Source organism: Streptomyces sp. NPDC050388, assembly GCF_040655635.1.
Classification (GTDB): Bacteria; Actinomycetota; Actinomycetes; order Streptomycetales; family Streptomycetaceae; genus Streptomyces.
In genome coordinates this window covers 113376-134211 of the sequence record NZ_JBFAKH010000002.1, presented here as the reverse complement: position 1 = coordinate 134211, position 20836 = coordinate 113376, and the positions used below count along the sequence as shown (strand labels likewise).

Genomic DNA, 20836 nt, shown 5'->3' with positions numbered 1-20836 from the left:
GCAGAACGTCGGACGGGCCCGGCGGGGTCAGCTCACGGCGGCCGCGTAGTTGCGCAGGAACAGCGCCTCCGTGACCGACAGCCGCTCCAGTTCGTCGGGGGAGACGCTCTCGTTCACCGCGTGGATCTGGGCCTCCGGCTCGCTCAGCCCGATGAGGAGGATCTCCGCCCGCGGGTAGAGCGCCGCGAGGGTGCTGCACAGCGGGATGGAGCCGCCCTGACCGGCGTAGCTCATCTCCTGGCCCGGGTAAGCGACCGCCATCGCGTCGGCCATGGCACGGTAGGCCGGGCTGGTGGTGTCGGCGCGGAACGCCTGGCCCTGACCGATCTGCTCGGTGCTCACCCGCGCACCCCACGGCGTGTGCGCCTCCAGGTGGGCCTGGAGCAGCTTGGTCGCCTCGACCGCGTCCACACCCGGCGGCACGCGCAGACTGATCAGCGCGCGGGCGCTCGCCTGCACGGACGGGGTGGCGCCGACGACCGGCGGGCAGTCGATGCCGAGGACGGTGACGGCCGGGCGGGCCCAGATACGGTCGGCGACCGTGCCGGAGCCGATCAGGTCCACGCCGTCGAGCACCTTGGCGTCCTTGCGGAACTGCTCGTCGTCGTACTGCAGTCCGTCCCACGTGCTGTCGCCGGCCAGCCCGTCGACGGTCGTGCTGCCGTCCTCGGCGCGCAGCGAGTCCAGGACACGGACCAGGGCGGCCAGGGCGTCGGGGGCGGCGCCGCCGAACTGGCCCGAGTGCAGGTTGCCTTCGAGGGTGTCGACCCGCAGCCGCACGAGTGTCATGCCGCGCAGGGTGGCGGTCACCGTCGGCAGACCGGCGCGGAAGTTGCCGCTGTCACCGATGACGACGGTGTCGGCCACCAGGAGCTCGGGGTGCTGCTCGGCGTACCGCTCCAGGCCGCCGGTGCCCTGCTCCTCCGACCCCTCGGCGATCACCTTGACGTTGACGGGCACGCCACCGTTGGCCTTGAGAGCGCGCAGGGCCAGCAGATGCATGAGCACGCCGCCCTTGCAGTCGGCGGTCCCGCGCCCGTACCAGCGGCCGTCCCGCTCGGTCAGTTCGAACGGCGGGGTGTCCCAGCCCGCCTCGTCCAGCGGCGGCTGCACGTCGTAGTGGGCGTACAGGAGCACTGTCTTCGCCCCCTCGGGGCCGGGGAGGTAGCCGTACACCGACTGGGTCCCGTCCGGGGTGTCGAGGAGGGCCACGTCCTGGAACCCCTCGGCGGTGAGCGCATCCGCGATCCAGCGCGCGGCGCCCTCGCTCTCACTGCGCGGGAACTGGTCGAAGTCCGCCACCGACTTGAAGGCCACCAGTTCGGCGAGCTCCTCCTTCGCCCGGGGCATCAATGAGGCGACGGTCACGGCGACCGGATTCGACGACATGGGCACGCTCCTTGTGGGTGCGACGTTGTACGGATGCGTACTTTCGTGTGCGGGACGATCATTCGGCACGGGCGAGGCCCTTGTACGGGGCATCCATGCCGTCCGATCCTCCCACAGCGGCCTCGGGTGATCGTCGCCGTAGTATGCGGGAGACAGATGGGGTACCCCCTGCTCGAGCGAAGCCGAGAGCTTGGGGGAGGCAGGCGGCTGGATCGGGAGCAGTAGACCATCGTGAGCAGCGAGAACTCTTCGGCGGACGACGCGCGGCAGGTATGGGACGTCGTCGTGGTGGGCGCGGGACCCGCGGGGGCCTCGGCCGCCTACGCGGCGGCGGTCGCGGGGCGGCGCGTGCTGCTGCTGGAGAAGGCTGACCTGCCGCGCTACAAGACCTGCGGCGGCGGCATCATCGGCCCCTCGCGCGATTCGCTGCCCCCCGGCTTCGAACTTCCGCTGAAGGACCGCGTGCACGCGGTGACGTTTTCCCACAACGGCCGCTTCACCCGCACCCGCCGGTCGAGGCAGATGCTGTTCGGACTGATCAACCGGCCCGAGTTCGACCACCAGCTGGTGGAACACGCGCAGAAGGCGGGCGCCGAACTGCGGACCGGTGTCGCCGTGCAGCGGGTCGAGCAGCACGGCTCGGCCGTGCCGGACCGCCGCACGGTCGCCCTCGTCCTGCAGGGCGGTGGGACCGTGCTCGCGCGGGCCGTGGTCGGCGCGGACGGCAGCGCCGGCCGGATAGGGGCGCACGTCGGGGTCAAGGTCGACCAGGTCGACCTGGGGCTGGAGGCGGAAATCCCGGTGCCGGAGACCGTCGCAGAGGACTGGAAGGGGCGGGTGCTCATCGACTGGGGTCCGATGCCCGGCAGTTACGGGTGGGTCTTCCCCAAGGGGGACACGCTGACCGTCGGTGTGATCTCGCGACGGGGTGAAGGCGCCGCGACCAAGCGGTACTTGGAGGACTTCATCGGACGCCTCGGCCTCGCCGGCTTCGAACCGAGCATCTCCTCCGGTCACTTGACCCGTTGTCGCACCGAGGACTCGCCGCTCTCACGCGGCCGGGTGCTCGTGTGCGGGGACGCCGCCGGACTGCTGGAACCCTGGACCCGCGAAGGCATCTCCTTCGCGCTGCGCTCGGGCCGGCTGGCGGGGGAGTGGGCGGTGCGCATCGCCGAGGCGCACGACGCCGTGGACACGCGCCGGCAGGCGCTGAACTACGCCTTCGCGGTCAAGGCGGGACTCGGGGTCGAGATGAGCGTCGGCAAACGGATGCTGGCCGCGTTCGAACGGCGTCCCGGGGTGTTCCACGCCGTCCTCACCGGCTTCCGCCCCGCCTGGAGGGCGTTCCGGGACATCACGCGCGGGGCGACGACACTGGGCGAGCTGGTCCGCACCCACCCGATGGCTCACCGCGCCATGACCGCGTTGGACCGGCGCCCCGCGGGCGGCGGGTCCGACTCCGAGGGCGCGTCCGTCAGTTCGTGACCGTGATCCGGAAGACCGGGTGGTCGGGTGCGGACGCGACGATCTCCTCGTCGGAGGACTCGGCGGTGACCCCCTGGAAGTACTGGTTCACCTCCCAGCCCCACTTCTTCAGGTAGGTCCGCAGGATCGGGAGCTTCTCCTCGTCGGGAAGCTCCACCGCGGTGAAGGAGCGGACCTTGCGTCCGACGCGCAGTTCCCCGCCCCCGGCGGCGCGCATGTTGCGCACCCACTGGGAGTGGCCGCGCGCCGAGACCAGGTACTGCGCGCCGTCCCAGGTGTGCGGGTTGACCGGGATGCGTTGCATCCGTCCGCTCGTGCGGCCGCGGACGGACATCTCGGCGGCGCCGGCGAGGCTGACTCCGTGCCGGGCCAGTCGGCCGATGACGCTGTTGAACCGGACGGCCAGGGGACTGCTCTTGCGGTAGTAGGGCGTTGACGACGACATCGGGACCTCCGGTCGGAATGCCATGGAGAGCGCTGATCTCTTTTGTGAGCACTGCTCTCGCCGTGCCCTCAGTCTGCACGATGTCGACGCGGCAAGGCAAGAGCACTGCTCTCGTTTGTGTGCGCTGCTCCGGGTTCGTGGGACACTGATCCCCATGAGCAGTACTGCACACGGCGCCCGTGTCCGGGCGAGGCTCGAAGTCACCGCGGCCATCAAGGAAGCAGCTCGCAGGCAGCTCGCGGCGGAAGGCGCCGCCAAGCTCTCACTGCGGGCCGTGGCCCGCGAACTGGGCATGGCCTCCTCCGCGATGTACCGGTACTTCCCGAGCCGCGACGACCTGCTGACCGCGCTCATCATCGACGCCTACGACTCCCTCGGCGACGCCGCCGATGCAGCCCATGGTGCGGTCGCCGGCGCCGCGCCGGCCCGGCGCTGGACCGCGGTCTGCGAGGGCGTGCGCGACTGGGCGCTCGGGCACCCGCACGAGTACGCGCTGATCTACGGGTCGCCGGTGCCCGGATACAGCGCGCCGGAGACCACCGTTCCGGCCGCCGCTCGTGTGGGGTTCCTGCTCAGGGACGTCCTGCGGGACGCGCAGCGCGACTCCGCACTGGCGAAACCCCCGCTTCCGGCCGGGCTGCGGCCGGAGGCCGAGCGGATGGCCGCCGACCTCGCGCCGGACCTCCCGCCGGAGGTGGTGGCGGCGATGGTGGCCGCCTGGGCCGAGCTGTACGGACTGGTCGGGTTCGAGCTGTTCGGGCAGTTCCACCGGGTCGTGGAGGACCGCGCGACGTTCTTCCGGCACGCGGTGGGTCGGCTCGCCCACTCCGTGGGCCTGCCGGCACTGACGTAGCGGCGTCCCCGGGCACCCTTGACGGCGTACTTCGCCGGGAGCACACGGGAGCACGACGCCGGGGTGATGCCGCTCTCCGTCCCCGTCGTCCAGCGTGACGGGCATGGACGAGCAGCACGGGTGCCGAGGCGGGCCGCCGGGGACGCGGCGGCCCGGCCCGCCCGGCCGGGGCCGCCGGACCGGCGGGGGCGTCGAGCGCTGCCGTCCCCGGCGGCCCTGGCACGGCGCTCCACCGCGCTTCTCACGGCCTTCGTGCCGATCGGCTCCCACTTCGCCGAACACGCCCAGGCGGGCGAGCGGATGGCGTTGGACCCCCTCGCGCGACTGCTGCTGTTCGTGTCCGGATACGGCACTCCGGATCGCGGCACGCGCGCGTGCGCGTCGAACAGGACGCGGGGTGGCTGCGGCCGCGTATCGACGACGGACCCGCCACCGGATCCCTGTCCGAACTCACCGAACAGGAGCGGGAGATGATGGCTCTGGTCGGCATCGGCCTGTCCAACGAGGAGATCGCCCGCCGCCTGGTCGTCAGCCCGCTCACCGCCACGACCCACGTCAGCCGGGCCATGGTCGAACCGGGTGCCCACGACCGGGCACAACTGTCCTTCCTGGCCTACGAGTCGGGCTCGGTACGGCCGGACTGGCGGGGCTGAGAAACCATCCGGAACCGCAGCAGCACACTGGCCACACGCACGAGGAAGAGTACCGGCGCGAGTACCAGCCCGGTATGGAGCAGGAGACCTTCGACGGTGCCCGGGAGGCTGAAGAGGAGCGCGGGACCTGCCACCGCCCCGAAGAGGACCGCCGCGGCGAACGCCGCGCTGCACAGGGCGTAGCCGATCTCGATGGTGATCGCGTCCCGCTCGGCCTGAGTCCGCCGCACCTGTGCCCCCCCCCGAACAAGTCCCTGCTTGGTTTTCCCGAAGTCAAGCAGCCCGGCGCCGGGCGGGCAAGCAGCTCACCCGACCGCATTGCACGGACACGGCCTGCGCGACGGCGACCGGGGCCGTGAGCACCCGCTGGTACGCCGTCGGGGTGAAGCCGTAACCCGTGTGAACGCCTCGAATGGTGGGAGCGACTCATGTGACTGACGGTTAATCACGTCGGGGCCCGGTCAACCGTGCTGGCCAGGTGTCAGCAGCCGGGTGCGCCGACGGAAGGACAGTCAGATGCGCTCTGCCCGCATGCTGCTCGCCACCGCGACGGCCACCGCGGCCCTCGTGGTCGGGGCGCCCGCAGCCTTTGCCGCCCATATGGGCGACTCGGACCACGACAAGTCTTCCTACAGCAAGGAGCACGAGGAGGACAGCCGCCACGACGAGGACAGCAGGCACGACAAGCCGCATGGCGGAATGCACGCCGGCGGCGGCGCTCTCACGGCCGTGGCCGGGGACGACGGCGATTACGGCGAGTACAAGGACGAGGACGAGGACGAGTACAAGGACGAGAGGTGCGAGGAGCGCGAGGAGGAGAGGTGCGACGAGCGTAAGGACGAAAGGGGCGACGAGCGCAAGGGCGAGAGGGGCGAGGAGGGCGAGGGCGGCCACAAGGAGAAGCCGCGCGGCGGAGTGCACACCGGCGGCGGCGCTCTCGCGGCCGTGGCCGGGGGCGACGGCGATTACGGCGAGTACAAGGACGAGGACGAGGACGAGGACGAGTACAAGGGCGAGAGGTGTGAGGAGCGCGAGGAGGAGAGGTGCGACGAGCGTAAGGATGAGAGGGGCGAGAAGGGCGAGGGCGGCCACAAGGAGAAGCCGCGCGGCGGAGTGCACACCGGCGGCGGCGCTCTCGCGGCCGTGAACGAGGGTGACTGGAGCGGCAAGCACGACGACGGCGAACACAAGGGCAAGAAGGACGAGGGTGGTTACAAGGACGAGGGCGGCTACAAGGACGAGGGTGGTTACAAGGACGAGGGCGGCTACAACGACGAGGGCGGCTACAACGAGAAGCCGCACGGCGGAGTGCACGCCGGCGGTGGCGGCCTCGCGAACCCGGCTGTCTCCGGCGGCGGCCTGGCTGCCCTGGCGCTCCTCGGTGCGGGTGCCTACGCGCTGAAGCGCAAGAAGGCTTTCGGAAGCGTGGCCTGAGCCATGCCTGACGTCATAGGAGCCGGGGCCGCCGTACGCGCGACGCGCGTACGGCGGCCCCGGCTCGCCCCTTTCGTATGCCGTGTTCGCTGCCGTGTCCGAATGAGGTGGTCCCCCGATGGCAGCCCGCCCCCTTTCCCCCGACGACACCGATCCGACTCCGGCGAGGCGGAGACTGCGCGCCCTCATGACGGCGATCTTCTGGGGTACGGCGGCCCTGGTGCTTGCGGTGAGCCTGCTCGGCGGCGGGGAGGAGCCCTCCGCCGACGCCCGCGGCCCGCACTCTCCCCCCGCGGCCTCCGCCGTGATGTCCCCGTCGGCGTCCCCTTCGACCTCCGGTCCCGCCACGACCGCGCCGACGAGCAAGCGACTGCCGCGGTCCGCCCCGACCCGGATCCGCATCCCTGACATCGACGTCGACGCGCCCTTCACCGATCTCGCCATCGGAGCCTCGGGCCAACTCGACGCACCGCCGCCGGACGACACCAACCTGGTCGGCTGGTTCGCCGACGGGGCGTCCCCGGGTGAGCACGGAACGTCGATCATCGCCGGACACGTGGACACGAAGACCTCGCCGGCCGTGTTCGCCCGGCTCTCCGAACTCGAGAAGGGCGACCGGTTCACGGTGGAGCGGGCCGACGGACGGAGCGCGACGTTCGTGATCGACCACGCGGAGTCGTTCGCCAAGAACGACTTCCCCAACGAGCGGGTCTACGCCGACACGGACGACGCCCAGGTCCGGCTCATCACCTGCTCCGGAGCCTACGACCGCGCGGCCAAGGACTACACCGAGAACCTGGTGGTCTTCGCCCACCTGGTCTGACCCGGACGGACCGCCCGCCACGGACGGACGTCGGCATGGGTTCGCTGCCCGGAGGGAGGAGGAAGGCACCCTTCCGGGCAGCGCGTTCGTCAGGCCACGGAGCAGGCGGACCCGTTGAGGGTGAACGCCGAGGGACTCGGAGCGCGGTCCGTCGTGGTGGTCGTGAAGCCGAGGGTGACGGAGCCGGCCGCGGGGATCGCCGCGGTGTAGGGGGCCGAGGCGACACTGACCGCGGAACCGCTCTGGGCCGGGGTGCCGCCCCACATGTTGGTGATGCGCTGGCCGCCCGGGAAGACCCAGCTCAGCGTCCAGCCGTTGACCGCCGAGCCGCCGGTGTTGCGGAGGGTGACCTCGCCCTGGAAGCCGCCGGGCCATTCGTTCGTCACCCGGTACCCGACCTCGCAGGTGCCCTGGCTCCCGCCGGAGGACGTGGTGACCGTCACCGTGGCGGAACGCTGTGAGCGGTTGCCGGCCGCGTCGCGGGCGTACACGGCGAAGGTGTAGGAGGTCGCGGGGGAGAGCCCGGTGAGAGTCGCGGAGGTGCCGGTGGTGGTGACGACCGTCTCGTCACCGTCGTCGATCCGGACGACGTCGTAGCCCGTCACTCCGTTCGTGTCGGTGGCCGCCGTCCAGGAGAGAGTGGCGGACGACGAGGTCACCGAGGAGACGGCCGGCGTGCCGGGAGTGGTCGGGGCCGTGGTGTCACCGCCCGGGCCGGAGGAGTAGATCGCGGCCTCCTCGGAGGTGGCCGCGATTCCGTTGGCGCCGTCGAAGAGGCGCTCACCCCAGCTGGTCAGCCGGTTCGGGTCGAAGTTCACGACCATGTCCAGGTATTCGACCCCGCCGCCGTTGCCACTCCAGGACCAGCCGAGGTAGCCGAGCCCGAGCCGGCGGGTGACGGCCAGAATGGTGTCCTCGTCGGGGTCGCCGTCGGAGTGGTCGTGCCCGAACTCGCCCACGACGAGGGGCAGCCGCGCGGCGACGAAACGGCCCAGGTAGTCGCTGATCTCGGCCGCGGTGTCGAAGACGCCGTACATGTGGATGGAGAACACCGTGTTGGCGTCCGGGTCGGCGGCGAACACCGAGGCGGCGTTGTCACGCATGGTGAACGCCCAGTCCTGGCCCCAGTTGGGGGCGTCGACCATCAGCGTGTGGTCGAACCCGGCGTCGCGCAGCTTCCGGATCGCGGCCTTGGTGTCGGCCGTCCAGTTCGTGTAGCCGGTGTTGCCGTGGGGCTCGTTGCCGATGTTGACGATGACATGGTCCTCCTGACCGGTCAGCGCGCTCTGCACGCCGATCCAGTAGTCGGCGGCGCGGGAGAGCGTCACCGCTCCGCTCTGCTCGCCGTAACCCGTGGTGTCGTGCACCTCGAGGACGCAGATCAGCCGGTTCTGCTTGCACCGCGCGACGACGTCGGCCACGTCGGCGGTGTCGTTGGCGGCCCATCGGTCGCCACTGGAGAGAACCACGCGCACGGTGTTGGCGCCCTTGGCCTTGATGTGTGCGAGAGAGCTGATCCGGTCCGCGTACCAGGTGTGGGCATGGTTGACGCCGCGCATCACGAAGTCGTTCCCGGAGGCCTCCAACAGTCGGCCGTTCTCGACGCGGAAGCCGGTGGGGGCCGCGTGGGCCGGGGTGCCGGAGGCGAGCAGCGGGAGGAGGAGCCCCAGGAGAGCGGCGACCAGACCGGCCACGCGGGGGGCGGCGGATGCGGGGAAGGGCATGCGGGAAGCGCGGGTTCTCATGGCGGCTCCAGAGGTGCGGTTCGGGGGTCGGTCCGGTCCTGGTCCGTGCCGTGCGTCATGGGGGCGTGCCCGGTGTGTGCCGTGGCTCAGGAGGCTGCCGTGGCCGTGCAGCCGACGGTCGCCGCCGGGGCGCCGGACGTCGCCGGGGTGTGGGCGAGGAAGCCGAAGGCGGCACTCGCGCCGGGAGCCAGGGCGCCGTTCCAGCTCGCGTTGGTGACGGTCACCGTGCCGTCGGCGGCGGCGCCGAGCGTGCCGTTCCACACCTGGGTCAGTCGAGCGCCGTCGGCCGGTGCGACCGTCACGGTCCAGGCGGAGAGGGGGACGGCGGAGGTGTTGCGTACCGTCACCTCGGCCTGGTAGCCGCCCTGCCAGGACGAGACGGCCCGGAACGACGCGATACAGGCCGGTTCGCCGTCGCCGGGGTCACCGGGACCGCCCGGGACACCTCGGTCGAGGAGTTCGGACAGGGCCGGGTACCAGCGGGCGGCGATCTTCTGGTTGCCGGAGTCGTTCGGGTGCACGCCGTCGTAGGCGTCGGCGGCGGTGTCGAAGCCCGTCCACTGGTCGACCACGGTCACCGGGGAGCGGCTGGTGCTCGTCGCCTCGGCCCACCCGGGGATCAGGGCGTTGAGGTCGACGACGCGCTGGGCGCAGCCGGCGCAGCTCGCGGGGTTCATCGGAATGATCCGGGCCACCAGGAGCCGCGTGTCGGGATCGGCCGCGCGCATCTGCGTCACCAGCTTGGTGTAGGCGGCGAGGATGCGGCCGGGGGAGACGTTGCTTCAGACGTCGTTCGTGCCGAAATGCATGACAACGATGTCCGGCCGGGTCGCCGCCAGTCGTTCGGGCAGCAGATCCTGGTCCGCGACGTTGGTCACCAGTTCGTCTCCGTGGCCCTCGTTGTCGCCGTCGTACGCCAGGCCGCAGCCCTGGCCGGGCAGCGTGCCGACGAAGTCGATGTCCGTGTGGCCGGAGTTCCACAACCGGTTCCACAGCGTGGCCCGCCAGCAGCCGGGTGAGCCGGTGATCGAGTCGCCCAGCGGCATGATGCGGACGGGGTCCGCGTTCGGTGTGGCCGCCGCGCGTGGCACGAGGGGCCGAGGGCGAGGCCGAACGGGAGGAGCAGGGCGGTCAGTACGAGCAGCGCCCGCAGTGGTAAGCGGTCGGTGACGCGCATGGTGTTTCCTTCCCTGGATGAGGTGGGAGCGCTCCCATGAAGACATCGAGCCACCCTTGTCAGTGACGCGTCAAGGGGGGCGGCGGAGGGAAGTGCGTGCGGCGGTGCCGCGATGTCGGAACGCGCCGTGGGTGGGGTGCGCCTGTGCACCACACCCACGGCGCGGAGAACTCCACGAGCGGATCAGGGTTCGACGCGCCTGCGGAGCAGTACCTTCCTCAGCAGCGGCCAGGCCAGCAGCAGCACGATGACCGCGTACACGATCACCGAGAAGGGCGTGTCGACCAGACCCGAGACGCTGCCGTCACTGATCTGCAGCGCGCGGCGGAGCTGCTGCTCGGCGGCCGGGCCGAGGATGACGGCGATGATGGCGGGCAGCACCGGCAGGCCGTACCGCCGCATCCCGAAGCCGATCAGACCGATGATCAGCAGAATCACCAGGTCGATCACCTCGCCGCCGACCGCGTACGCGCCGACCGCCGCGAAGAACAGGATTCCGGCGTACAGGTACGGCCGCGGGATGCGCAGCAGCTTCGCCCACACCGGTGCCAGCGGGAGGTTGAGGGCGAGCAGCAGCACCATGCCGACGAACAGGGAGGCGATCAAGCCCCACACCAGCTCGGGCTCACGTTCGAAGAGCAGCGGGCCCGGCTGGATGCCGTACTGCTGGAAGGCGGCCAGCATCACCGCCGCGACGGCCGTCGTCGGCAGGCCGAGCGTCAGCATGGACACCAGCGTGCCCGCCGCCGAGGCCGACGCCGCCGACTCCGGTCCCGCCACGCCTTCGATGGCGCCCTTGCCCCACTCGTCCTGGTGCTTGGACAGCCGCTTCTCCGTGACGTACGACAGGAACGTCGGGATCTCCGCGCCGCCCGCCGGGATCGCCCCGAAGGGGAAGCCGATGAACGGGCCGCGTGCCCAGGACTTCCACGTGCGCCGCACGTCGTCGCGACCCAGCCACGGCCGGCCCACCGGAATCGGCTCGGGCGGCCTGCGCCGCAGGTGCGCGGCGACCCACAGCGCCTCGCCGATGGCGAACAGGCCCACCGCGACGATCACCACATCGACGCCGTCGGCCAGTTGGAGGGAACCGAAGGTCAGCCGCTGCTGGCCGGTCATCTGGTCCAGACCCACCAGACCGATCGTCAGGCCGATCAGCAGCGAGGCCAGACCCCGGATCCGCGACGAACCCAGCACCGACGTCACGGCGATGAAGGCCAGCACCATGATGGCGAAGTAGTCCGGCGCGCCGATGTCCACGGCGAGTTCGGCGACCGCCGGCGCCAGCGCGACCAGCAGGATCGTGCCGACCATGCCACCCGTGAAGTGACCGATCGCGGCGGCGGCCAGCGCCTGCGCACCACGACCCGACTTGGCCATGGGGTTGCCCTCCATGGCCGCGACCACGGCGGCGCTCTCCCCCGGTGTGTTCAGCAGGATCGAGGTCGTCGAACCGCCGAACATCGCGCCGTAGTAGATCCCCGCGAACATGATGAACGCGGCGATCGGATCGAGTCCGTACGTCACCGGCAGCAGCAGCGCCACCGCCATCGCCGGGCCGATGCCGGGCAGTACGCCGATCGCGGTGCCCAGCAGCACACCGGTCGCGGCCCACAGCAGGTTGATCGGGGTCAGGGCCGTACCGAAGCCGTCCAGGAGGGAGTTGAGGGCGTTCACGTCACAGCACTCCCATCAGCGGACCACCGGGCAGCGGTACTCCGAGCAGGTTGTTGAACACGGTGTAGGAGACGAGGGAGACGACCGCCGCGATCAGCGGATCGCGGTCGAACCGGCGGCTGCCGAGGACGAAGGCAGCGCCCCAGAAGAGCAGTGCGCCCGCGCCCGGGAAGCCGAGCGGTTCGATGAGGACGGCCGAGCCGAGGAACACCCCGGCGAGCAGCAGCACCGTGCGCCAGTCGGCGGGTTCGGACAGGTCGACGTCCTCGCCTGCCTCGGCCTGCCCCCGGCCGCCGCGCAGTACGTCGACCGCGAGCAGGGCGGCGACGAGCAGCAGTCCGACGCCGACCACGACCGGTACCGTCCTCGGTCCGACGGGGCCGCGCTGGGTGATGTCGACGTCCATGGTGAGGGCGTCGGTGAGGACGAGGACGCCGAGCGCCAACAGCAGGGCACAGACGCCGAGTTCCGAGTGGTCGCGCAGCCAGGAGCGCCGCTCGGTGGCGGGCTCGGGGGTCAGGTCGGTGGTCGGTGTGGTCACAGTCCGAGCTCCTTCAGGACGGACACCACGCGCTTGTCCTCGGCCTCCAGGAAGTCACCGAACTTCTCTCCCGTCAGGAAGGCGTCGTCCCAGCCGTTCTGCTTCATGGACGTGCGCCATTCATCCGAATCGTGCAACTCCTCCACCAGTGCCACGAGTTTGTCGCGTTCTGCGTCGGTCAGTCCGGGCGGGGCGACGAGGCCGCGCCAGTTGGTGAAGTTCACGTCGTAGCCCGCCTCCCGCAGGGTGGGCGCGTCGAGCCCGGGGATCCGCTCCGGTCCGGTGACCGCGAGCAGGCGCAGCTCACCCGCCTTGATCTGGTCGAGGTACTCACCGACACCGGACACGCCGAACCCGACCTTGTTGCCGAGGATCGAGGCGAGCAGCTCGCCGCCGCCGTCGAAGGGGATGTAGTTGACCTGCTTCGGGGCGATCCCGGCGGCCCGCGCCATCAGCATCGGCGCGAGGTGGTCGGGTCCGCCGGGGGAGGAACCGCCGCCCACCGGGAGCTTGCCGGGGTTGTTCCTCCAGGCGCCGATCAGGTCGTCGATCGTCTTGTACGGGGAGTCCTTGGCGACCACGACGACGTCCTGCTCCTCGGTGAGCCGGGCGATCGGGGTGGTGTCGCCGAGGGTCTTCGGCGCGCCGTTGGACCGGACGGCGCCGACGACACCGAGGCCCATCGACATGGCGAGCTTGCCGTTGCCGTGTTCGCTCACCAGCCTGCTGAGGCCGACGGTGCCGCCGGCGCCGGGCAGGTTGAACACCTCGATGTTGTGGGTGAGCCCGGCGTCCTCGGCGTTCTTCGCGGCCGTACGGGCCGTGATGTCGTAGCCGCCGCCGGGCGTGTTGGGAACCATGAGGCGCAGGCCCGGGATCTGGGTGCCGGTCTCGGTGCCGCTGCCGGTCGTGAGCAGCGGCGGACCCACGAGCACCAGCACGGCGGCCCCGAGCAGGGCGAGGGGAGTGCGCAGGCGCACGAATGCCACCACCTGTCGGTCGGTCGTCTGGGGGTCACGCGAAGCCCTGTGGGGAGGGCGGCGTGCGCCACATGGTGCACGTGTGCCGGCGGGCTGTCCCGCTTGCGGAACCAACGGAGGTTTTGTTCATTGCGTCAGCGGCCCGCCGGGCGTCCGGGCCGGGGACCCGGCGCGGCACGGGCCCGGTCGTCGGCGTGACGAGGTCGTCGTGCGGCACGGCCGGGTGCTGGTGGTGAACCGGATGACCGTCACCGAGGACGGGCGTCTTCTCGGCCCGGTCACCACTCTGCACGACCGCACCGAACTCGCCCGTCTGGAACGGGAGACCGGGTCCTTCCGCAGCTCCTCCGAGTCGCTGCGCGCCCAGGCGCACGAGTTCGCCGACCAGCTGCACACGATCTCCGGGCTCATCCAGATCGGTGAGCAGGACGAGGTCGTGCGCTCCACACGTGCTCTGAACCGGCGCCGTCAGTCCCTCGACGTCACGCTCAGCCGGCGGGTGCGGGACACCGCCTTCGCCGCCCTGCTGGCGGCGAAGGCATCCCTCGCCGCCGAGCGCAGGGTGAGCCTGCGCATCTCCGACGACAGCGGCCTCGACCGGCCGGCCCCCGAGGACGCCGCCGAGGCGGCGACGGTCGTGGGCAACCTCGTGGACGCGGCGGCCACCGTGGGCGATCCGGGAACCGGGGCCCCGGCGGAGAGGGAGGGCACGACGCCTGGGGCGAGGTCGAACTGCGCCACGACGCCGCCAGTGTGGAGATCGTCGTCCGTGACTCCGGCCCCGGAGTCACCCCCGGACCGGCCCGCGAGGTCTTCTCGCACGGCTTCACCACCAAGGCCGCCCAGGAGGGCGAGCGCGGTATCGGACTGGCGCTCACCCGTCTCGTCTGCGAACGTCACGGCGGTGAGATCTCGGTGACCAACACCCCGGACGGAGCGATGTTCACCGCCCGCATGACCGTGAGCCACCTCGCCGACGCGGTGGCGGAAGGAGCCGGCCGATGACCAGTACGCACGGTGAGCACGCCGGGCCCGCGCGCGCCGACACGATCGACGTGCTCGTGGTCGACGACGACTTCATGGTGGCCCGGGTGCACCGCGCCTTCGTCGACCGCGTCGAGGCGTTCCGGGTGGTCGGCGTCGCCGGCACCGGCGAGCAGGCCGTCGCCGCGGTGGACGAACTCCGTCCCGACCTGGTCCTGCTCGACCTGTATCTGCCGGACCTGTTCGGCCTCGACGTGATCCCCCGGCTGCGCAGCGCGGGGCACGACTGCGACGTGATGGCCATCAGCGCCGCACGGGAGGCGGAGACGGTGCGCGGGGCGGTCCGGCACGGGGTCGTCGACTATCTGCTCAAGCCGTTCGAGTTCGAGGACCTGCGGGCCAGGCTGGAGCGGTACGCCGTCCAGCGCGGTCGGTTGCTGGGCACGGTCGTGCGTGGCCAGGCCGACGTGGACCGGGTGCTGGCCGGAGCGGCGGCGCCGGTCGTGACGTACGCGGCTCCGATGCTGCCCAAGGGCATGAGTGCGGAGACCGCCGAACTGGTCGAACGCACCCTGCGCGAGGCCGACGGCACGCTGTCGGCCTCCGAGTGTGCCGCCCTCACCGGCGTCTCCAGGGTCAGCGCCCGCCGCTACCTGGAGCACTTCCACACCGTCGGCACGGCCGAGGTCTCGCTGCGGTACGGGGCCGCGGGACGGCCGGAACGCCGCTACCGGTTCGTCGGAGGGTCCCTGCGGCAGGCCGGCGGGCGGGCCGGTGAAGTCCGCCCGCGGGGCGGGGCGCGGCTCTAGGCGTGCTGTCCCGGGACCGGCGGGCCGCGCCGCTCCCGGGGACGGTGTTCATCCTCCCCGGTCGGCGGTCACCGGGCCCGGGACGGGCGTGGCCTTCCGCTTCCGTACGAGGCGGGAAGGCGGGCTGACGCCAGGGCGAGGGCGGCGGCCGCGCTCGCGATGCCGAGAACCGCGCCGGCGGCGACGTCTCCCGGGTAGTGCACGCCCGTATGGATGCGTGAGTAGCCCACCGCGCCGGCCAGTGCGCCGAGCGGGCCGGAGGCCGCGGGCAGGACCGTACCGACGGCGGTGGCGAAGGCGACCGCCGACGCGGTGTGCCCGGAGGGGAAGGAAGCCGAGGTGGGCATCGGGACATGCCGGTCCACGGTCACCCGGGCGGCTTCCCGGTCCGGCCGGTCCCTGCGGACCAGACGCTTGCCGAGCAGGTTGGCCGACGTCGACGCCACGGCTATGGCCCCCACGCCGACGAGCGCGGCCCGGCGCTGCCGCGACCCGCCCAGGGCGAGGGCACCGGCGATGGCGAACGAGATCTTCGAATGGTCGGCCGCGTGCGAGAGGCGGCGCAGGGCCCGGTCGAGGGTGGGGGTGGGAGTGGCCGCCACCGCCGCGTACAGGGCACCGTCCACGGCCCTGAGATCGCCGAGGACGGCGGACGCCATCCGACGGAGTCCGTCGGCGGGCCGGGCGGGCGCGGTGAGCGGACGGGCACCGCCCTGGTCGGTGGTGGTCGGCTCGTTCATTCGTCTCTCCCGCGGTGGCGTTGTGGAGGGGGTCCGTGTGTTGGGGGCTCGCCAGGTCCTGTCCGGCGGATCATGCCGCAGACGCGGGGGCGTGCCGCCCTCCCCCAAGCTCTTCGAGCAGGGCCCCCAGCGGCGTTGTCGTCGGTCGCCATGGCTTCCTTCCCTCCCAGCTCCCGGCTTCTCCCCGCTCTCGGCTTCTCCCCCACTCTCGACTTCGCTCGAGCGGGAGGGACCCCCATGAGCGGGGGACCCCCTTGAGCAGAGGAGACCCCGACCGACTTTCTCCGCCGCCTTGCGGCTGACCGCACCAGGCCCCGCTCACCGGCGCTGACGAGGCACCGTCGAGTTCCTGCGGCCTGATCCGCCGGACAGGCCCTGGGCGCACCCGCACCGTGGACCGGGAATCACCGGGTGCCCACGGTACGCGTGATCCATCCGGTACGTCTCCGCGCCCCCCGCCGCAGCCCGGCCGTCACACCCGTCCGGGTGGCCGCCGACGGTCAGGTCGCCCGGAAGGTACGCAGGCGGAGGGAGTTGCCGACGACGAAGACCGAGGAGAAGGCCATCGCCGCCCCCGCGATCATCGGGTTGAGCAGGCCGGCCGCGGCGAGCGGCAGCGCGGCGACGTTGTAGGCGAAGGCCCAGAACAGGTTGGACCGGATCGTGCCGAGAGTGCGGCGGGCCAGCCGGATCGCGTCCGCCGCGGCCCGCAGGTCGCCCCGGACGAGGGTCAGGTCGCCGGCCTCGATGGCCGCGTCCGTGCCGGTGCCCATGGCCAGCCCGAGGTCGGCCTGGGCCAGCGCGGCCGCGTCGTTGACCCCGTCGCCGACCATTGCGACCGAGCGGCCTTCCGCCTGAAGGCGCTTGACGACATCCACCTTGTCCTGCGGCAGCACCTCGGCGATGACGTCCTCCGGTGCGATCCCGACCTCGCGGGCGACGGTCCGGGCCACCGCCTCGTTGTCGCCGGTCAGCAGGACGGGCCGGAGGCCGAGCGCGCGCAGCCGGCGCACCGCCTCGGGGCTGGTCTCCTTCACCGCGTCGGCGATCTCCAGCACCGCGCGCGCCTCGCCGTCCCAGGCCACCGTGACGGCGGTGCGTCCGGCGGTCTGGGCCGTCTCCAGGGCCCGCGCCAGCTCGGACGGCAGCTTCAGTTCCCACTGCGCCAGCAGCTGTTCCCGGCCGACGAGCACCGCGTGGCCCTCCACGACACCCTGGACGCCGAGTCCGGGCACGTTGCCGAAGTCCTCGGGAGAGGGCAGCGTGCCCAGCTTCTCCAGGGCGCCGTCGGCGACGGCGCGGGCGATCGGGTGCTCGGAGGAGTGCTCCAGGGCGCCTGCCAGCCTCAGCACGTCGGCCTCGTCGGTCCCTTCGGCCGGGTGCACGGCGAGCAGGGTCATCCGGCCGGTGGTGACCGTGCCGGTCTTGTCGAGCACCACGGTGTCGACGCGGCGGGTGGTCTCCAGGACCTCCGGGCCCTTGATGAGGATGCCGAGCTGCGCGCCGCGCCCGGTGCCGACCATCAGCGCGGTCGGCGTGGCGAGGCCGAGGGCGCACGGGCAGGCGATGATCAGTACGGCCACGGCGGCGGTGAACGCGGCGGTCATCCCGGCGCCGTTGCCCAGCCAGAAGCCCAGCGTGCCCAGGGCCAGCGCGATCACGATCGGCACGAAGACCGCGGAGATCCGGTCCGCGAGCCGCTGCGCGGCGGCCTTCCCGTTCTGCGCGTCCTCCACCATCTTCGCCATCCGGGCGAGCTGGGTGTCGGAGCCGACCCGGGTGGCCTCCACGACGAGACGCCCGCCCGCGTTGAGCGTGGCCCCGGTGACCGCGTCCCCGGGGGCCACCTCCACCGGCACGGACTCTCCGGTGAGCATGGAGACGTCCACCGCCGAGGTGCCCTCGACGACGGCCCCGTCGGTCGCGATCTTCTCGCCGGGGCGTACCAGGAAACGGTCGCCGACCGCCAACTCCTCGACGGGCACCGTCTCCTCGCGCCCGTCGGGCCGGAGCACGGTGACGTCCTTCGCTCCCAGTTCCATCAGCGCCCGCAGCGCCGCGCCCGCCTTCCGCTTGGCGCGCGCCTCGAAGTACCGCCCGGCCAGGATGAACGCGGTGACGCCCGCGGCGGCCTCCAGATAGATGTTCCCGGCGCCGTCCGAACGGGCGATGGTCAGTTCGAAGGGGTGGGTCATGCCCGGGGTGCCCGCGGTGCCGAAGAAGAGCGCCCACAGCGACCACAGGAACGCCGCCGAGGTGCCGACCGAGACCAGGGTGTCCATGGTGGCCGCACCGTGCCGCGCGTTGGTGAACGCCGCCCGGTGGAAGGGCCACGCCGCGTACGTCACGACCGGGGCCGCCAGCGTCAGGGACAGCCACTGCCAGTACTCGAACTGCAGGGCCGGGATCATCGCCATCGCGACGACGGGCACCGACAGCACCACGGCCGTGATCAGCCTCTCCCGCAGAGACCGGAGCTCGTCGGGGGATCCGGTGGAGCCGGAGGAGGCGGGCTCGTTCTCGCGCGCGGGCGGTGCGGGCTCCCGTGCCGTGTACCCGGTGGCCTCGACGGTGGCGATCAGGTCCCGGACGGTGACTGCGGCGTCGTGCGACACCTTGGCCTTCTCGGTGGCGTAGTTGACCGTGGCGGTGACCCCGTCCATCCGGTTGAGTTTCTTCTCGACCCGCGCGGCGCAGGAGGCGCAGGTCATCCCGCCGATGACCAGCTCCACCTCTCCCCGGGCCCCGGCCTCGGTCTCGTTGCCGGCTGTACGGACGGTCATGGGCGCTCCTGGTGACGAGGGCCGGCCGGAACATGCCGGCAGCCGATTGCAGTATACGGGTCGGGGGTATCTCTTCCGCTTCCCAGGTATACCCCCGGGAGGTATCTGGTTTCAAGGGCCGCCCAGTCTCGACTGGATACCCCCCAGGGGTATTGTGGGGTGTGTGGGCGCCGACCCGGACCCGGGCCGGTCGCGCTGTTCCGAGGAGATGCCGAGGAGCTTCCGGGGAGAGACGACCATGCATACCGGATGGAAGATCACCGCATTCGCCGCAGCCCTGGCCGCGACCTTCGGCACGGTCTACGGCGTCGGCCAGGGGGTGGACCCGGTCGTCGCGGACAGTGCGCCCGCACCGGCGCACGACGAGAAACACACCCCCGCGTCACCCGCGCCCGGCGAGGGCGCGGGCCGAGGCCACTGATGCTCAGCCCAGGGCGCGGTCCAGATTGAACGCGGCGCTGATCAGCGAGAGATGCGTGAACGCCTGCGGGAAGTTGCCCTGCTGCTCCCCGGTGTGGCTGATCTCCTCGGCGTACAGGCCCAGATGGTTGGCGTACGTCAGCATCTTCTCGAAGGCGAGTGACGCCTCGTCGAGCCGTCCGGCCCGGGTCAGTGCCTCGACGTACCAGAACGAGCAGATGGAGAACGTGCCCTCGTCACCGTGCAGGCCGTCCGGGCTCGCCTGCGGGTCGTACCGGTAGACCAGCGAGTCCGACACCAGGTCCTCGGTGAGGGAGTCGAGCGTGGACAGCCATTTGGGGTCGGTCGGCGCGATGAACTTCGTCAGCGGCATCATCAGCACCGCCGCGTCCAGCACGTCCCCGTCCTCGTGCTGTACGAAGGTCCGGCGCGCCTCGGACCAGCCGTGGCTCATGATCCGCCGGTAGATGGTGTCGCGGCTCGACCGCCAGCCGGGAAGGTCGGCGGGCAGACCGCGCCGGGTGGCCATGCGGACGGCCCGCTCGATCGCCACCCAGCACATCAGCTGCGAATAGAGGAACTTCCTGCGTCCGCCGCGCGTTTCCCAGATGCCCTCGTCGGGCTGGTCCCAGTGCGTGCACACCCAGTCCACCAGCGCGCACACGCGGTCCCACTGCTCGCTGGAGATCGGCTCGGCCCACTTGTCGTACAGATAGAAGGAGTCGATCAGCGCCCCGTAGATGTCGAGCTGCAACTGGTCGGCCGCCGCGTTGCCGACCCGCACCGGTGCCGAACCCCGGTACCCCTCCAGATGGCCGAGTTCGCGCTCGGACAGGTCGGTACGGCCGTCGATGCCGTACATGATCTGCAGCGGGCCGGAGGGGCACCCGGCGCCGGGGCTGACGTGCCGGGTCACGAATCCCATGAACGCCTTGGCCTCCTCGGAGAAGCCCAGCCGCAGCAGCGCGTACACGCAGAAGGCCGCGTCCCGCATCCACACGTACCGGTAGTCCCAGTTGCGTTCCCCGCCGAGCCTCTCCGGCAGGCTCGTCGTGGGCGCCGCCACGATCGCCCCGGTCGGCGCGTAGGTGAGCAGCTTCAGGGTGAGGGCGGAGCGGTGCACCATCTCCCGCCACCGGCCGCGGTAGCGCGAGGAGGACAGCCAGCGCCGCCAGTACCGCACCGTCGCGCCGAACTGCTCCTCCGCCTCCCGGTGCGCGCAGTGGCGGGGGGCCACCTCGCCGCCGACCTGGTCCAGGGTGAACACCGCGGTCTCGCCCTCCGCCAGTTTGAAGTCGGCCCGCGCGTCCGGGCCGTCGGCCTCCAGCGGGACGGTCGAGGTGAGCGCGAGGGACAGCGCCTCGGACTCGAACACCGCCAGGTCGCCGGCCAGCCGCAGGGTGTGCGGCCGGGTGCCGTACTCGAACCGCGGGGCGGCCCGCATCCGGAACGGGAGGGCGCCGCGCACGCACAGCACCCGCCGGATCAGCCGGTGCCGGCCCTCCTCGGCCGGCTCCGGCTCCCCGGTGACCGGCATGAAGTCCTGCACCTCGCCCACGCCGTCCTCGGTGAAGAACCTGGTGATCAGGACATTGGTGTCGGGGAAGTAGAACTGCTTGGTGCGTGCCGGCACGGCCGCCGTCAGCTCGAAGGAGCCCCCGCGCTCGGCGTCCAGGATCGCGGCGAAGACACTGGGCGCGTCGAAGTCCGGGCAGCAGTACCAGTCGATGGTGCCGTCGGTCGCCACCAGCGCCACGCTGCGCAGATCGCCGATCAGGCCGTGGTCGGCGATCGGCGCGTACCGCTGCCCGCCGGACGTTCCCCGCTCCCTCGCCGTTTCGTCCATCGCAGCCTCCCTGGCCCGCGGTACGTGCCGCTCTGTCTGCCAGCTTAGGCAG

General features: G+C 71.8%; 16 protein-coding genes and 4 pseudogenes. 9 read left to right on the top strand and 11 right to left on the bottom strand.

Annotated elements, in window-relative coordinates:
- Nucleotides 1-27: 27 nt before the first annotated feature.
- The gene (locus AB0I73_RS02075) at nucleotides 28-1389 is read right to left on the bottom strand and encodes a dipeptidase (RefSeq protein ID WP_363032796.1); all 1362 of its coding nucleotides are present in this window, start codon (nucleotides 1387-1389) and stop codon (nucleotides 28-30) included.
- 231 nt (nucleotides 1390-1620) lie between these two features.
- On the opposite strand from AB0I73_RS02075, the gene AB0I73_RS02070 reads away from it, so the two are divergent.
- Nucleotides 1621-2874 carry a geranylgeranyl reductase family protein gene (locus AB0I73_RS02070; protein ID WP_363032794.1) on the top strand — a complete coding sequence of 418 codons (1254 nt, stop codon included), beginning with the start codon at nucleotides 1621-1623 and terminating at the stop codon, nucleotides 2872-2874.
- Here the strand turns inward: AB0I73_RS02070 and AB0I73_RS02065 are convergent.
- Entirely contained in the window at nucleotides 2864-3319 is a 456-nt protein-coding gene (locus AB0I73_RS02065) for a nitroreductase/quinone reductase family protein (RefSeq protein ID WP_363032792.1), read from the bottom strand. The two genes, AB0I73_RS02070 and AB0I73_RS02065, sit on opposite strands and share 11 nt — an antisense overlap.
- A 154-nt stretch (nucleotides 3320-3473) precedes the next feature.
- Between AB0I73_RS02065 and AB0I73_RS02060 the strand changes: the two genes are divergently transcribed.
- The 3 genes and pseudogenes from AB0I73_RS02060 to AB0I73_RS02050 form a co-directional block, all read left to right on the top strand.
- Nucleotides 3474-4172, top strand: coding sequence for a TetR/AcrR family transcriptional regulator (locus tag AB0I73_RS02060; protein WP_363032790.1), 699 nt, complete (start codon nucleotides 3474-3476; stop codon nucleotides 4170-4172).
- A gap of 103 nt (nucleotides 4173-4275) precedes the next feature.
- Nucleotides 4276-4517, top strand: a pseudogene (locus AB0I73_RS02055) (sensor histidine kinase); the annotation flags it as partial.
- 95 nt (nucleotides 4518-4612) lie between these two features.
- Nucleotides 4613-4825, top strand: a pseudogene (locus AB0I73_RS02050) (helix-turn-helix transcriptional regulator); the annotation flags it as partial.
- On the opposite strand, the gene AB0I73_RS02045 reads toward AB0I73_RS02050, so the two are convergent.
- Complete coding sequence (locus AB0I73_RS02045) at nucleotides 4786-5055, bottom strand: DUF6332 family protein (RefSeq protein WP_363032788.1); 270 nt, start codon at nucleotides 5053-5055, stop codon at nucleotides 4786-4788. The pseudogene AB0I73_RS02050 and the gene AB0I73_RS02045 sit on opposite strands and share 40 nt — an antisense overlap.
- 286 nt (nucleotides 5056-5341) lie before the next feature.
- Between AB0I73_RS02045 and AB0I73_RS02040 the strand changes: the two genes are divergently transcribed.
- Both AB0I73_RS02040 and AB0I73_RS02035 read left to right on the top strand, forming a co-directional pair.
- Nucleotides 5342-6259 (top strand): hypothetical protein, encoded by a 918-nt coding sequence (locus AB0I73_RS02040; RefSeq protein WP_363032787.1) that lies wholly within the window; start codon nucleotides 5342-5344, stop codon nucleotides 6257-6259.
- 187 nt (nucleotides 6260-6446) lie between these two features.
- The gene (locus AB0I73_RS02035; protein ID WP_363032959.1) at nucleotides 6447-7082 is read left to right on the top strand and encodes a class F sortase; all 636 of its coding nucleotides are present in this window, start codon (nucleotides 6447-6449) and stop codon (nucleotides 7080-7082) included.
- A gap of 89 nt (nucleotides 7083-7171) precedes the next feature.
- Here AB0I73_RS02035 and AB0I73_RS02030 read toward each other — a convergent pair whose 3' ends face one another.
- The 5 genes and pseudogenes from AB0I73_RS02030 to AB0I73_RS02010 all read right to left on the bottom strand — a co-directional run bounded on the left by AB0I73_RS02030 (nucleotide 7172) and on the right by AB0I73_RS02010 (nucleotide 13202).
- Complete coding sequence (locus AB0I73_RS02030) at nucleotides 7172-8827, bottom strand: cellulase family glycosylhydrolase (protein ID WP_363032785.1); 1656 nt, start codon at nucleotides 8825-8827, stop codon at nucleotides 7172-7174.
- Between the two features lie 86 nt (nucleotides 8828-8913).
- Nucleotides 8914-10004: pseudogene (locus AB0I73_RS02025) on the bottom strand (cellulose binding domain-containing protein).
- A gap of 183 nt (nucleotides 10005-10187) precedes the next feature.
- Entirely contained in the window at nucleotides 10188-11681 is a 1494-nt protein-coding gene (locus AB0I73_RS02020; protein ID WP_363032783.1) for a tripartite tricarboxylate transporter permease, read from the bottom strand.
- 1 nt (nucleotide 11682) lies between these two features.
- The gene (locus tag AB0I73_RS02015) at nucleotides 11683-12222 is read right to left on the bottom strand and encodes a tripartite tricarboxylate transporter TctB family protein (protein WP_363032781.1); all 540 of its coding nucleotides are present in this window, start codon (nucleotides 12220-12222) and stop codon (nucleotides 11683-11685) included.
- On the bottom strand, nucleotides 12219-13202 hold the full coding sequence (locus tag AB0I73_RS02010) for a tripartite tricarboxylate transporter substrate binding protein (protein WP_363032957.1): 984 nt from the start codon (nucleotides 13200-13202) through the stop codon (nucleotides 12219-12221). The genes AB0I73_RS02015 and AB0I73_RS02010 overlap by 4 nt, the downstream gene beginning before the upstream one ends.
- Before the next feature lie 193 nt (nucleotides 13203-13395).
- Here AB0I73_RS02010 and AB0I73_RS02005 point away from each other — a divergent pair.
- Nucleotides 13396-14207, top strand: a pseudogene (locus tag AB0I73_RS02005) (ATP-binding protein); the annotation flags it as partial.
- Nucleotides 14204-14995, top strand: a complete 792-nt coding sequence (locus tag AB0I73_RS02000) for a response regulator (protein ID WP_363032779.1) — start codon at nucleotides 14204-14206, stop codon at nucleotides 14993-14995. The pseudogene AB0I73_RS02005 and the gene AB0I73_RS02000, both read left to right, overlap by 4 nt.
- A gap of 68 nt (nucleotides 14996-15063) precedes the next feature.
- Here AB0I73_RS02000 and AB0I73_RS01995 read toward each other — a convergent pair whose 3' ends face one another.
- Nucleotides 15064-15735 (bottom strand): phosphatase PAP2 family protein, encoded by a 672-nt coding sequence (locus AB0I73_RS01995; RefSeq protein ID WP_363032777.1) that lies wholly within the window; start codon nucleotides 15733-15735, stop codon nucleotides 15064-15066.
- A 500-nt stretch (nucleotides 15736-16235) separates the two neighbouring features.
- Entirely contained in the window at nucleotides 16236-18518 is a 2283-nt protein-coding gene (locus AB0I73_RS01990) for a heavy metal translocating P-type ATPase (protein WP_363032775.1), read from the bottom strand.
- Between the two features lie 238 nt (nucleotides 18519-18756).
- Between AB0I73_RS01990 and AB0I73_RS01985 the strand changes: the two genes are divergently transcribed.
- A complete protein-coding gene (locus AB0I73_RS01985) occupies nucleotides 18757-18939 on the top strand; it encodes a hypothetical protein (RefSeq protein WP_363032965.1) in 183 nt (60 codons plus the stop codon).
- A gap of 3 nt (nucleotides 18940-18942) precedes the next feature.
- Here the strand turns inward: AB0I73_RS01985 and AB0I73_RS01980 are convergent, their stop codons facing one another.
- On the bottom strand, nucleotides 18943-20784 hold the full coding sequence (locus AB0I73_RS01980) for a glycoside hydrolase family 15 protein (RefSeq protein ID WP_363032773.1): 1842 nt from the start codon (nucleotides 20782-20784) through the stop codon (nucleotides 18943-18945).
- Nucleotides 20785-20836 lie beyond the last annotated feature (52 nt).